Genomic DNA, 12,897 nt, shown 5'->3' with positions numbered 1-12,897 from the left:
TGCGTCAAGGGATGGTCAAGAGAGTGATTCGGTCATTGGGTGATCGTTTTCCGCGATTCCGTTCGCAGGCGAAAAGGCGTGGTCGGAGAGGTGTCGCCGGACGGGTATGAAGATGAATTCACCACTGCTTCACACGGCCACTCGATCCCGCGCGAGAAACAAGCCGAATAAAAACCCGTCCGGCGCGCCGTCTTGCGTCCGGTTCATGCGATATGTGCGGCTTGGCCGGGTTCTTGTCAGCGGGCCAGAAAGGTGACCGCGCCACAGGCACCGCTCGCCGCCCCGACGGCCAGCACGGCCGCCGCCAGCGCGCGCGTTCTGAGCCGCCGGTAGCGCGCGGTGTATTCGCGGCGCAGTTCGGTCGCGCGGTCGGAGATACGTACGAGCATCGCCCGGGAGGCCGCCAACCGGTCCGCGGTATAGACCCTCTCCACGTCCTCGCGCTGGGCCGTGGTCAGCCAGGGCAATTGCGCGGTGAAGCGGGCCGCCTGCCGGCGTACGTCCTCGACCTCCGCGCTCCAGAGCAGATAGCCCTCGATCTGGTAGAGACCGCGGGCGCTGTCCTTGTCGGGCTCCACGCAATTCTCCTTGCTTTTCCCCTTGCGCTCCGGGTGCCGGCCGCTCTCCTCGTACAAGGCACCGGGACGGTCATTTCCGCTGGTCACCCGCTGCCGAGGGGGCGGCGGCGCCGGGGTTGTTCAGCGCCTCGTCGAGCAGCCGGATGGACGGGTAGTGCAGATCGAACGCGGGGGACTCGGAACGGATACGCGGCAGCGTGATGAAGTTGTGCCGCGGCGGCGGGCAGGAAGTGGCCCATTCCAGCGAACGCCCGTACCCCCAGGGGTCGTCGACCCCGACCGGCTTCCCGTACTTCTCGGTCTTCCAGACGTTGTAGAAGAACGGCAGCATCGACAGGCCGAGTACGAACGAGCTGATCGTGGAGACGGTGTTCAGCGCGGTGAAACCGTCGGCGGCGAGATAGTCCGCGTAACGGCGCGGCATGCCCTCGGCGCCCAGCCAGTGCTGGACGAGGAAGGTGCCGTGGAACCCGGCGAAGAGCGTCCAGAACGTGATCTTCCCGAGCCGCTCGTCCAGCATCTTGCCGGTGAACTTCGGCCACCAGAAGTGAAATCCGGCGAACATCGCGAACACCACCGTGCCGAACACCACGTAGTGGAAGTGCGCCACCACGAAGTAGGAGTCGGACACATGGAAGTCCATCGGCGGCGACGCCAGGATGATGCCGGTCAGACCGCCGAACAGGAACGTGACCAGGAAGCCGATCGACCACAGCATCGGTGTCTCGAAGGAGAGCGAACCGTTCCACATCGTGCCGATCCAGTTGAAGAACTTCACCCCCGTCGGCACCGCGATCAGGAAGGTCATGAACGCGAAGAAAGGCAACAGCACCCCACCGGTCACAAACATATGGTGCGCCCATACCGTGATCGACAGCCCCGCGATCGCGATGGTCGCCGCCACCAGACCGATATAGCCGAAGACCGGCTTACGGCTGAAGACGGGGAGGATTTCCGTGACGATGCCGAAGAACGGCAGGGCGATGATGTAGACCTCCGGATGGCCGAAGAACCAGAAGAGGTGCTGCCACAGGAACGCCCCGCCATTGGCCGCCTCGAAGACATGCGCGCCGAACTTCCGGTCCGCCTCCAGCACGAGCAGCGCGGCGGCCAGAATGGGGAAGGCGAACAGGACCAGTACAGCGGTCAGCAGGACATTCCAGGTGAAGATCGGCATCCGGAACATCGTCATGCCCGGTGCCCGCATACAGACGATCGTGGTGATGAAGTTGACCGAGCCGAGGATCGTACCGAAACCGGAGAAGGCCAGCCCCATGATCCACAGATCGCCGCCGACCCCCGGCGAGCGGACCCCGTCCGTCAGCGGTGAATAGGCGAACCACCCGAAGTCCGCCGCGCCGTTCGGAGTGAGAAAACCGGCTACGACAATGAGCGACCCGAACAAATAGAGCCAGTACGCCAAGATGTTGAGCCGTGGGAACGCCACATCGGGCGCACCGATCTGCAACGGCATGATCCAGTTCGTGAATCCGGCGAACAGCGGTGTCGCGAACATCAGCAGCATGATCGTGCCGTGAATCGTGAACGCCTGATTGAACTGCTCGTGCGAGATGATCTGAATTCCGGGACGGCCCAGTTCGGCGCGCATGAAGAGCGCCAGCACCCCGCCGATGATGAAGAACCCGAACGACGTCAGGAGATAGAGCGTGCCGATCGTCTTATGATCGGTGGTGGTCAGCCACCCCACGATGACTTTGCCCGGCTCCCTGCGCCGTACCGGCAGCTCATTCTCGTAGCTGTCGTCGGCCTCCGCCGATTCTTCCGTGCCCGTCGTGGTCACTGCAACGCTCCTCCGGTCAGCAGTGGCGTGTGAACTCGGCAGCAGCATGGCGTTGCTTTCACCCGGCCGGTGCGACCCTCTTTCCTCCGGCGCGTCGCGAGAATCGTCATCGCCTTCCGCGGAATCGCCCAAAAGCGTGCGGTCACTGGGCCGAGGGGCGGCTTCGCCACGTAACGCGGCCTCCGCACCCGGCAATCACCGCCGGGCCACATTCACCCGATCGTGCGGTCCCTGTTCGCCATCGGGATCGTCGCGGCCACGCGTGCGGCCGTGTCGGCGGTCAGCCCCAGGCGCGGCGTTCGTCGTCCCGTGGGGCATGGACGACCTCGGGGGCACCTGGGCCGTACGTCATCACCGGGCGCGAGGCGTCCCAGGCCGGCCAGCCCGGATCCCCGGTGGTCGCGAAGCGCACCCAGTCGGCGTGCATGGCGTCCGCGAGGGACTGTGGCGCCTCGGCGCCGGTGAGCGAGATCGTGGCCGGCTCGCGCAGGGTGTCGAAGACGAAGCCGATCTCCAGGGCGTGGCACGCGCCGAGCCGCTGGACCGGCGAGGGCCAGGCGAACTCGTAGAAATGGGTGGCGGCCGGGGCCTGTCGGCGCGCGTCGGCGAGCCGGGTGAGCGGGATACGCAGCAGCCGGTCGGTGGCGAGCGCGCCGAGCAGCTCCCCGGCGGACACGTCCGGCCGGTTGGCGCGGTACACCGCGACCGTCCGGCGCCGTACCCGGAACCGGGCCATGGCCAGTCGCAGCGCGACCGGACCGATCCGGTCGAGCGCGCCGCTGGGTATGAGCCACAGCCGGTACTCCTGCGAGGTGGTGCCCATCAGCAGACCGATCTCCGCGCCCTGCCCCCCGGTCAGCGCGGCGGCCGGGTCACGGGGCAGCACCTCGCCGTCCACCACGAGATCGAAGCTCGCGCCGCCGCCCAGCGGGCTGCCCGCGGTCATCTCGCGCTGTGCCCGCAGCAGCCGCTCGCGGTCCACCCCGGCGAAGGCCGCCGCAGTCGCCGGGACCCTCAGCCGCCGGGCGATGCGCCGGGTGGTGCGCCTGGCCCTGGCCGGGGTGACGGCGGACGGGACACCGCTTTGCAGTACGGCCCGCCGCAGCAGGCCCGCGGAGAGCGGGGAGGCCAGGATCCCGGCGACGCAGAACGCCCCGGCGGACTCGCCGAATACGGTGACCAGTTCGGGATCGCCGCCGAAGGCCGCCGCGTTCCGCCGTACCCACGCGAGCGCGGCCAGCTGGTCCCGCAGCCCCAGGTTGGCGGGCGCGTCGGGGAACATCCCGAACCCTTCGACACCGAGCCGGTAGTTCAGCGACACGAGGACCACGCCGTCCCGGGCGAACGCGGCGCCGTCGTAGGTGGGAACGGCCGACGAGCCGTGCCGCAGCGAGCCGCCGTGGATCCAGACCATGACGGGCAGCCCGGCGCCGCCCGGATCGGGGGTCCACACATTGAGGTTCAGACAGCCGTCCCCCGGCACGGACGGTTCGGCCAGCAGCCGGTCCAGGGGCGGGGCGTACGGCAGCTTCGGTGCGGTCGGCCCGAAGGCGGAGGCATCGCGGACACCGTCCCACGGCTCGGGCGCGACCGGCGCCCGGAAGCGGTACGGACCGACGGGCGGCGCGGCGTACGGGATACCGCGGAAGACGGCGACCCCGCGCTCGATCCGGCCGCGCACCCGGCCGTACTCGGTGCTGACGACGGGCTCCCGGCCGACGACGGGGTCCGCGTCACCGATCCCGCCTGGCCCGGTCACGCCCGCCCGTCCCGCCCGCCGCGCCGGCGGGCACGGACGGCGCCCGCCCCCATCCCCCGAATGGGCAGCTCGTTCTCCGCCGGGCCCGCCGGGGGCACACCGGTGACGGCTGAGGCCTTTCCGTAGCGTTGGGCGAGAGGCGCGGAGCTGATGCCGTGTGCGAGGACACTGAGCAGCACGGTGCACGCGACCACGGGGACGATCGACTGCCAGGCCGGCGGGGCGAGTTCCTCGACCGCCAGCAGACCGAAGATGACCGATGCCAGCCCGCGGGGGCCGAACCAGCCCACGAACAGGACGGTTCTCCGGTCCAGACCGCTCCCGGCCAACGACAGGGCCACGGACACCATACGCACCACCGTCAGGCTCAGGACCGCGTAGAGCACCGCCTGCCAGGTGAAGTGGTCGAAGGCGGCCGGTACCAGCACCGCACCGAACAGGAGCCAGACCAGCATGGAGAACAGCGAGCCGGTCTGCTCGACGAACAGCAGCACCCCCTGGGGGGCGCCGCGCGTCGATCCGAAGGCCAGGCCCGCGACAAAAGCGGCGACGAAGCCGTTGCCGCCGATCGCGATGGCCGAGGTGTAGCCGAGGAGGGCCAGCGCCAGGACGCCCGTCCCGGCGACGTCCTCCGTCGCCCAGCCCCTGCGCAGGGCGAAGCGCAGCAACCATCCCGCCACCAGTCCGAGCACCACGCCGTAGACCAGACCGATGGCGAGTTCCACGAGGGCGTCACCGGAGGAATGCGTGTCCGACATACTCCCGGCCGCAGCCACTCCGGCCAGCGCGAGGACGACGAACGGGGTGGCGATGCCGTCGTTCAGACCGCTCTCGACGTTGATGAGCCGGCGGATCCTCGCGGGCACGGCCGGATCGACCATCATGGTGGCGCCGAGCGCGGCGTCGGTCGGAGCGAGCGCGGCGGCGACGTACAGCGCGGCCCAGCCCGACACCCCGGGGAGCAGACCGATGGCCAGCAGGGTGCCGAGACCGATGCACATCGGCAGCCCGAGCAGCAGAAGCCGTCCGTACAGGCCGAGTTCCGGGCGCAGGGCCCGGAAGGACAGCCGCGCGGCATCGGTGAAGAGCACCCAGGCGAGTGTGACTTCGGCGAGTGTCCGCACGGTCTCCGGGGACGGCGCCAAGTCCAGTACGCCGACTCCCTCGCTCAGCAGCAGGCCCAGCAGGACGAAAGCCACGGGGGCGGTGAGTTCGACGCGCGCCAGCCGCTGCGAGCACAGGCTCCAGAGGAAGAGAAGAAGCAGGATCAGTGAGAAGGTTCCATCCACCGTGGACTCCGTAACCGTGGCCGGTCCGTCGGCCGGGTCCCGCGGACCGGACAGGCCGTAGGGCCTGATTCTCGGCGGTCGTGCCGTCTTGAGGATCCGCCGGAGGAAATGGAGCACAGCTTTCACCCGAGTGGCGGAGCGCGCCATGTCGTCGCGCGCCCGCCGGTGGGCCGGTCTCGCGCGCGCCGTGTCGTCGCGCGTCCGCCGGCGGCCCGGCGGGTCTCGGTGCGCGAGATCACGTTGACCTCGGGTGACGTTCCTCGGAATGGTTGGGTGCATGACACATATACCGATACCGTCGTCCGGACAGGCCCTGGGCCCCGGGGCCGCCCTCTCCATCGACGGGGGCGCGCGGTGCGCGGCGTACTGACCGGGTTCGGTGTCATCGCGGTCGTCATCGGTGTCGGCTATCTGATAGGCCGTCGCAGATATCTCGGGGACAACGGGCGCGAGGTGCTGACCAAGCTCGCCTTTCACGTGGCCACACCGGCGCTGCTGTTCACGACGCTCGCCCAGGCCGATCTGTCGGTGATCCTCTCCAGCAGGCTGCTGATCACCGCGCTCAGTACGGCGGCCGCGGCCGCGGCCTTCGTGGCGGTCGCGCTCGTACGCCGCTGGGACGTGGGGACCACCACGATCGGCGCGCTCTGCTCCAGCTATGTCAACGCCGGGAATCTCGGCATCCCGATCGCCGTCTACGTTCTCGGCGACGCCTCGCTGGTGGCCCCCGTACTGCTCTTCCAGCAGATCGTGGTCACCCCGATCGCGCTGACGGTGCTCGATCTCTCGGGCTCCGGCGAGAAGCGACCGGTGTGGCAGCGGGTGACGACACCGCTGCGCAACCCGGTCGCGGCCGGCTCACTGTGCGGAGTCGCCGTGGCGGCGACGGGGGTGACGGTGCCGGGCCCGGTGCTCGACCCGCTGGTACTGATCGGCAACATGTCCGTCCCCGCGGTGCTGCTGGCCTTCGGTATCTCGTTGTACGGCAGCGCCCTGCCGGGCCGGGGCCCCGACCGCCGGCCGGTGCTGCTGTCCGCGGTCCTGAAATCCGTGGGGCAACCGCTGGTGGCCTGGGCGCTCGGGGCGCTGGTCTTCGGGCTGCGCGGCCCGGCCCTGCTCGATGTCGTGGTGACCTCGGCCCTGCCGGCCGCGCAGAACCTCTATACGTACGCGTCCCGCTACCGCGTCGCCGAGCGGCTGGCGCGTGAATCGATTCTGCTGTCCACGATGCTGTCGGTGCCGGGTCTGGTCATGGTGGCGGCGTTCCTCGGCTGACGGCGTCGCCCCCTGGCGGCGTCGCCCCCGGTCGGGCGGTTGCCCAGGCACCCGGCCGCGCGGTCACCCCGTCACTGGGTCACATCACCAGTCGAACGCTCCGCTGTACGCGTTGAGCGCGGGCTGCCCGCCCAGATGCGCGTACAGCACCGTCGAGTCCCCGTCGATCTCGCCCGAACGCACCAGATCGATCAGCCCGGCCATGGACTTGCCCTCGTACACCGGGTCGATGATCATCCCCTCCAGCCGGCCGGTGAGCCGGATCGCCTCCAGCGTCGACGCCACAGGGACGCCATAGCGGTCGCCCGCCCATCCCGCGAGCACGCTGATCTCGTCGTCGCGCAACTCGCGCCGCAGGCCGATCAGATCGGCGGTGTGCCGGGCGATGCGCTCGACCTGCTCACGGGTCTCGTCGATCCGGGCGGAGGCGTCGATGCCGATCACCCGCCGCGGGCGGTCCTGGCCCGCGAATCCGGCGATCATCCCGGCCTGTGTGGAGCCCGTGACGCTACAGACGACGATCGTGTCGAAGAAGACGTCGTGCTCGGCCTCCTGACGCTCCACCTCGTACGCCCAGTTCGCGAACCCCAGCCCGCCGAGCGGGTGTTCGGAGGCCCCGGCCGGGATCGGATACGGTGCGCCGCCCTCGGCCCGTACCTCGTCCAGCGCCCGCTGCCAGGAGTCCTTGACGCCGATACCGAACCCGGCGGGGTCGAGCCGGACATCGGCGCCCATGACGCGGGACAGCAGGATATTGCCGACCTTCTCGTTCGCCGGGTCGGGCCAGTCGACCCACTTCTCCTGGATGAGCCGGGCCTTGAGACCGAGATGAGCGGCGACGGCCGCCACCTGCCGGGTGTGGTTCGACTGGTACCCCCCGATCGACACGAGCGTGTCCGCGCCCTGGGCCAGCACATCGGGAACGATGTACTCCAGCTTGCGGGTCTTGTTCCCGCCATGGGCGAGAGGGGAGTTGCAGTCCTCGCGCTTGGCCCAGACGCGGGCCCCGCCGAGGAACTCGGTCAGCCGGTCCAGCCGGTGGATCGGGCTCGGTCCGAAGAGCAGGGGATAGCGCGGGAAATCCTCGACGGCCACGGGGAGGTCCTCTCTGCGGGAAGGCGTCTCCCGGTACGGCCTTCCCCGTGACGAGCCCCGTCAAGAGTCGAGCACGCTCCCCAGCCGCCCCTCCAGCAGGACCAGCAATTCGCCCAGCGAGCCCGCCAGTCGCTCCTGGTTCCGGGTGCCGAGCCCGTCCAGCAGGGAGGCCTCGTACCCCAGTTGCTCGGGCAGCAGACGGTCGAGCAGTTCACGCCCCTCGGTGGTCAGGGACAGATGGGTGACCCGGCGGTCCCGGTTGTCCGGCCGCCTGGCGACCAGTCCCCGCCCCTCCAGCTGCCGCAGCCGCTTGGTCACGGCCGCTCCGGAGGCGAAGGTCTCCCGGGCGATCCGGCCCGGGGTCAGCTCCCGGTCCGTACGGCGCAGGGTGCCCAGGATGTCGAACTCGGGCCGGGTCAGTCCCTCTCGCCGCAGGGGTGCGTCGGCGGCCTGCTGGAGGAGCGCGGAACAGCGGTTGAGCCGCCCGATGACCGCCATGGGGGCGGTGTCCAGATCGGGCAGCACCCGCTGCCACTGCCGCATCACGCCTGTCACGATGTCCTCGGCCACGGGTACCTCCTCCGGCTCGTGGAGTGTGCTTCGGCAGGGAAGAAGATCAGCAGGTGTTTTACCAGTGAAGGTAATATCGGTCTTCTTATCTCACCACTACACAAAAGCGTTCAAAGCGCGCAGAATGGATTTGGTGCGGCTCGATGCCGCGCACCACGGTCAGACTTCGCGAGCGAAGGAGGCGAGTCGTATGGCCGACGTCTCACACTCGAGGCAGGACGTCTCAAACACGAGGCAGGACGTCCCAAACACGAGGCAGGATGTCTCACATACGAGGCAGGACCTGGCCGGCCACCCGGACGTCCCGGAGATGCGGGAGCGGTACAACCGCATGCTCGGCGGACGCGACGTGGCCCTCGTCGACGGGCCACTGTTTCTCGTCGGCCTGTTCTGCGCCTTGTCGCCCTGGATCGTCCACTTCACGACCACCCAGCCGGCACTGGCGACGCACAATCTCATCATGGGTATCGCACTCGTGGTTCTGGCGGTGGGTTTCACCGTCATGCCGCAGCGCATGTACGGCCTCAGCTGGGCCATGTGCGCCATGGGTGTGTGGCTGATCATCGCGCCCTGGATCGTCGGCACCGGTCCCGACAAGGGCATCATCTGGACGAACGCGGTCATCGGAGCACTGACGATCCTGCTCGGTCTGGTGTGCGCGCTCGCGGCGATGAAGAAGAGGGGTCGCGGCAGCGGCGCCCGAAGGGTCTGAGTTTGAGCGGTTCGGCCCGTCCCGGGATGCCGGGCGGGCCTGCCGCCGCTCCCTGACGGTCCCCGTCCCGAAGTCTGGGACAGTGGGGCCATGCAGGCCATGACGCGCACCGAACTCACCGATCTCGTCGACTCCCTTCTCGACGGCCCGTCCCCGCTTCCCATCGTCTCCGCGGGCGATCCCGTGCTGCGGCGGCCCGCGGTCCCCTACGAGGGGCAGTTGGGGGACGCCCGGCTGGCGCGTCTGGTGCGGGTGATGCGCGAGACGATGCATGCCGCGCCCGGCGTCGGGCTGGCGGCGCCGCAGGTCGGAATCCCCCTGCGGCTCGCGGTCGTCGAGGACTCCGCCGAGGTGAGTGACGAGGTGCGTGCCGCGCGGGGGCGGGTTCCGCAGTCGTTCCGAGTGCTCCTCAACCCGTCGTACGAGCCGGTCGGCGACGGCCGGGCCGCGTTCTTCGAGGGCTGCCTGAGCGTCCCCGGCTGGCAGGCCGTGGTCGTGCGGCACGCGCGGGTCCGGCTGCGCGGGCAGGACGAGCGAGGGCGGGAACTCGACGAGGAGTTCTCGGGATGGCCCGCCCGAATCGTCCAGCACGAGACGGACCATCTCGGTGGGACGCTCTACCTCGACCTCGCCGAGACGCGCTCGCTGTCCAGCACCGAGCACGCGGTGGCGCGCTGGTCACAGCCCACCCCCGCCCTGGCCGCGGCGGAACTGGGCTTCACGCTTCCCACTTCCTGACAGTTCTTGGCGCACGTGGCTCCCGATGCCGCTCCGGACGCCGCTCCGGGCACCGCTCGGGACGCCGCTCCGGCGTAGCTCAGGCATCGCTCGAAGTTTCGAACGAGCCGTCAGATTTGCATGTCCACACACGAGTCGCTGTGGCAGACTCCCCGGTGTAACGGTGGCGCTCGGGGGGTGCTGTGGTGCGTAGAGGTGGGACGTGAGCGAGCCGCGCTCCGCGCCGACGATCGGCCAACTCGTCCTCAGCAAGCAGTTGCAGACCCTGCGCGAGGGCGCGGGCCTGAGCCGGGAGCAGGCGGGCAAGCTGCTGCGTGTCACCGCCGCCACCGTCCGCCGGATGGAGACGGCCGAGGTCTCGCTCAAGATCCCGTATGTGCAGATCCTGTTGTCCGCCTACGGCGTGCCCGTCGACGATGCCGAGATCTTTCTGCGGCTTGCGGACGAGGCGAACGAACCTGGCTGGTGGCAGCGGTTCCACGACATACTCCCCGACTGGTTCAGCGGATATGTGAGCCTCGAAGAGGCCGCCACGACCATTCGCTCCTATGAACCGCACTTCGTACCGGGACTGCTCCAGACGGAGGAGTACGCCCGCGAGGTCCTCACCGCGGGCGCCCTGGGCCGGATGACCGACCCCGGCAGGATCGAGCGCCATGTCGCGCTGCGCAAGCGGCGCCAGGCGTTGCTGACCCGTGTCGATGCCCCAGCCCTCTGGGTCGTTCTGGACGAGACGGTGCTACGAAGACCCGTCGGCTCGTCGATGGTGATGCGGGCGCAGATCGACCGGCTGCTGGAGGCGACGGAGCTGCCCAATGTGACGATCCAGATAGCCGAGTTCGCCTCGGGCCATCACCCCGGCACCTACAGCCCGTTCGTGCTGTTCCGATTTGATATGCCCGAAGTTCCCGACATGGTGTACATCGAGTATCTGACCGGTGCCCTCTATCTCGATCAGGACGCGGAGGTCACCGAGCACAAAGAGGTCATGGACCGGATGGTGGCCCACGCGGAGTCCGCGAGCCGGACCAGACAACTCCTCGTCGCGTTCCGCCGGGCGATCTGAGGTACGTGCCGGACGGAGTTCTTGACACCGATCTCCCCGGGGGTCCAGGATGCGCGGGTGAACCTGTCAGACAGCCAGACAGCTGGTGAGGCGCCCAAGCGCGTCAGCGCGTTGGAAGCGGTGCTCGGTCATCTCCGCGGTGCCATCGAGCGCGGTGAGTACGCCGTGGGGGAGAAGCTCCCCTCCGAGGCGGAGCTCTGCCGCCGCCTGGAAGTGAGCAGACCCGTGCTCCGGGAGGCGCTGCGCGCGCTCCAGACCATGGGGCTCACGGTCTCGCGCACCGGCAAGGGCACCTTCGTCCTCGCCCACGGCCCGGTCGAGGATCCGACCTTCGGCGACTACTCCGCGAGCGACCTCCTTGAGGTGCGCCGCCATGTGGAGATCCCGGTGGCCGGTTACGCGGCGCTCCGCCGCACCCCCGAGGACCTCGACCATCTCGCCCATCTGCTGGAGCGGATGGAGCGGGAAACCGACACCACCGCATGGGTGGCGATGGACACCCTCTTCCATCTCGCGGTCGCGCGGGCCGCTCAGAATCCGGTCTTCCGGCGGGTCATCGAGGAGATCCGGGACGCGCTGGCCCGCCAGTCGGCGTTTCTCAACGATCTCGGCGGCCGGCGCGAGCAGTCGAACCGGGAGCACCAGGCGATCGTCGACGCGCTCGTCGACCGTTCCGAGCACGAGGCCGTGGCAGCCATGACCCACCATCTGGCCCGTGTCGAGTCGACGTTGACCACCATCGTGCGCTCGCCGCGACGCGCGGCCGGAACCGTACGGGAGCCCGCGGCCGGTAGCACTCCCCGTACCGACACCGGGACTTCCCCCGGCACCAAGAACGACAACGAGAGCTGAACATGAGCCACCCCACCCCGGCGGGCGCCGCCCCGGCCGGTGCCACCCCGTCGCCCGCGCCACGCCCCGCGCGCTCCACGAGCCGCACGCCGGGCGAGCCCCCCGCCGTCCGCGAGCCGGCCCATGTCCCCGTCGCGCATGTCGTACGGGGCGGAGTGGTCGAGGGCGTTCACTACGGCTCGGTCGTCGTGCTCGCGCCGGACGGCGGTGTGGAGTACCGCGCGGGCGACATCGAGGCCGCGTTCTACCCGCGCTCGGCGCTCAAGCCCGTCCAGGCGGTCGGACTGCTCCGCGCGGGACTGCCGCCGCTCGACGGTGCGGCGCTGGCCCTCACGGCGGCCAGCCACTCGGGCGAGGAGCGCCATCTGGCCATGGCCCGGCGCATCCTGGACGCCGCCGGGCTGACCGAGGACGACCTGCGCAATGTGCCCGATCTGCCCTACGGTCCTGCGGTGCGGGACGAGTGGATCCGCGCCGGGCGCGGCCCGGACCGGCTCGCCCAGAACTGCTCGGGCAAGCACGCCGCCATGCTGCTGACGGCCAAGGCCAGGGGCTGGTCACTGGAGGACTACCTCGACCCCGGGCATCCACTTCAGCGGGAGATCGCCTCGACCGTCGAGGAGCTGACAGGACAGGGCATCGCGCGGGTGACGGTCGACGGCTGCGGCGCGCCGCTCTTCGCCGTATCCCTGCGCGGTCTCACCCGGGCCGCGGCCCGGATCGCGACGGCCGCGCCCGACAGTGCCGAGGGCCGGGTCGCGCACGCCATGCGTGAGCACCCGGAGATGGTCTCCGGCAGCGGCCGGGATGTCGCCCGGCTGATGCGCGCGGTGCCGGGACTGCTCGCCAAGGACGGCTTCGAGGGCGTACAGATCGCGGCGCTGCCGGACGGGCGGGCCGTCGGCGTGAAGATCGCCGACGGCGCGGACCGCGCCAGGATGCCGGTGACCGCGGCGGCGCTCGCGAGGTGCGGAGTCGATCAGGAGGTCCTGGCCGCGTTCGACCACGCGCCGGTCATAGGGGGCGGACGGGAGGTCGGAACCCTGCGTGCGGCGGGCGCGCCGTCCGCCGCCTCGTCCGCCGCGTAACACCGCTCCACCGCTCCACCGCTTCGACGCTTCGACGATCCCGCTCTTCCCGACTCCCGCTCTCCCGCCTTCCC

The 12,897-nt window shown here is 69.8% G+C and carries 12 protein-coding genes; 6 read left to right on the top strand and 6 right to left on the bottom strand.

What is annotated here, in order from left to right:
- Nucleotides 1-236: 236 nt before the first annotated feature.
- The 4 genes from ABTZ59_RS13320 to ABTZ59_RS13305 all read right to left on the bottom strand — a co-directional run bounded on the left by ABTZ59_RS13320 (nt 237) and on the right by ABTZ59_RS13305 (nt 5,427).
- Nucleotides 237-578 carry a hypothetical protein gene (locus tag ABTZ59_RS13320; protein WP_351395380.1) on the bottom strand — a complete coding sequence of 114 codons (342 nt, stop codon included), beginning with the start codon at nt 576-578 and terminating at the stop codon, nt 237-239.
- Nucleotides 579-648: 70 nt separating this feature from the next.
- Nucleotides 649-2,379, bottom strand: coding sequence for an aa3-type cytochrome oxidase subunit I (ctaD, locus tag ABTZ59_RS13315; protein WP_351395377.1), 1,731 nt, complete (start codon nt 2,377-2,379; stop codon nt 649-651).
- Nucleotides 2,380-2,659: 280 nt separating this feature from the next.
- Nucleotides 2,660-4,120 (bottom strand): carboxylesterase/lipase family protein, encoded by a 1,461-nt coding sequence (locus ABTZ59_RS13310; RefSeq protein ID WP_351395529.1) that lies wholly within the window; start codon nt 4,118-4,120, stop codon nt 2,660-2,662.
- 14 nt (nt 4,121-4,134) lie between these two features.
- Nucleotides 4,135-5,427: a cation:proton antiporter gene (locus ABTZ59_RS13305; RefSeq protein ID WP_351395375.1), complete on the bottom strand. Its 1,293-nt coding sequence runs from the start codon at nt 5,425-5,427 to the stop codon at nt 4,135-4,137.
- Between the two features lie 354 nt (nt 5,428-5,781).
- On the opposite strand from ABTZ59_RS13305, the gene ABTZ59_RS13300 reads away from it, so the two are divergent.
- Nucleotides 5,782-6,702, top strand: coding sequence for an AEC family transporter (locus ABTZ59_RS13300; RefSeq protein ID WP_351395372.1), 921 nt, complete (start codon nt 5,782-5,784; stop codon nt 6,700-6,702).
- Between the two features lie 84 nt (nt 6,703-6,786).
- Here the strand turns inward: ABTZ59_RS13300 and ABTZ59_RS13295 are convergent, their stop codons facing one another.
- Both ABTZ59_RS13295 and ABTZ59_RS13290 read right to left on the bottom strand, forming a co-directional pair.
- A complete protein-coding gene (locus ABTZ59_RS13295; protein ID WP_351395370.1) occupies nt 6,787-7,797 on the bottom strand; it encodes a 1-aminocyclopropane-1-carboxylate deaminase in 1,011 nt (336 codons plus the stop codon).
- Between the two features lie 60 nt (nt 7,798-7,857).
- Nucleotides 7,858-8,367: a MarR family winged helix-turn-helix transcriptional regulator gene (locus ABTZ59_RS13290; RefSeq protein WP_351395367.1), complete on the bottom strand. Its 510-nt coding sequence runs from the start codon at nt 8,365-8,367 to the stop codon at nt 7,858-7,860.
- A gap of 310 nt (nt 8,368-8,677) precedes the next feature.
- On the opposite strand from ABTZ59_RS13290, the gene ABTZ59_RS13285 reads away from it, so the two are divergent.
- From ABTZ59_RS13285 to ABTZ59_RS13265, 5 genes are all read left to right on the top strand, one after another.
- Nucleotides 8,678-9,079 carry an SPW repeat protein gene (locus ABTZ59_RS13285; RefSeq protein WP_351395527.1) on the top strand — a complete coding sequence of 134 codons (402 nt, stop codon included), beginning with the start codon at nt 8,678-8,680 and terminating at the stop codon, nt 9,077-9,079.
- A gap of 99 nt (nt 9,080-9,178) precedes the next feature.
- On the top strand, nt 9,179-9,817 hold the full coding sequence (locus tag ABTZ59_RS13280) for a peptide deformylase (RefSeq protein ID WP_351395524.1): 639 nt from the start codon (nt 9,179-9,181) through the stop codon (nt 9,815-9,817).
- A gap of 202 nt (nt 9,818-10,019) precedes the next feature.
- The gene (locus ABTZ59_RS13275) at nt 10,020-10,883 is read left to right on the top strand and encodes a Sco1979 family transcriptional regulator (protein ID WP_351395364.1); all 864 of its coding nucleotides are present in this window, start codon (nt 10,020-10,022) and stop codon (nt 10,881-10,883) included.
- Between the two features lie 57 nt (nt 10,884-10,940).
- Nucleotides 10,941-11,735 carry a FadR/GntR family transcriptional regulator gene (locus ABTZ59_RS13270; protein WP_351395361.1) on the top strand — a complete coding sequence of 265 codons (795 nt, stop codon included), beginning with the start codon at nt 10,941-10,943 and terminating at the stop codon, nt 11,733-11,735.
- Between the two features lie 2 nt (nt 11,736-11,737).
- Nucleotides 11,738-12,823 carry an asparaginase gene (locus ABTZ59_RS13265; RefSeq protein ID WP_351395358.1) on the top strand — a complete coding sequence of 362 codons (1,086 nt, stop codon included), beginning with the start codon at nt 11,738-11,740 and terminating at the stop codon, nt 12,821-12,823.
- Nucleotides 12,824-12,897: the final 74 nt, after the last annotated feature.

Source organism: Streptomyces sp. NPDC094034, from assembly GCF_040303865.1.
GTDB lineage: Bacteria > Actinomycetota > Actinomycetes > Streptomycetales > Streptomycetaceae > Streptomyces.
Note: the sequence above shows the minus strand (reverse complement) of the source record. Positions and strands in the feature narration are given on the sequence as shown.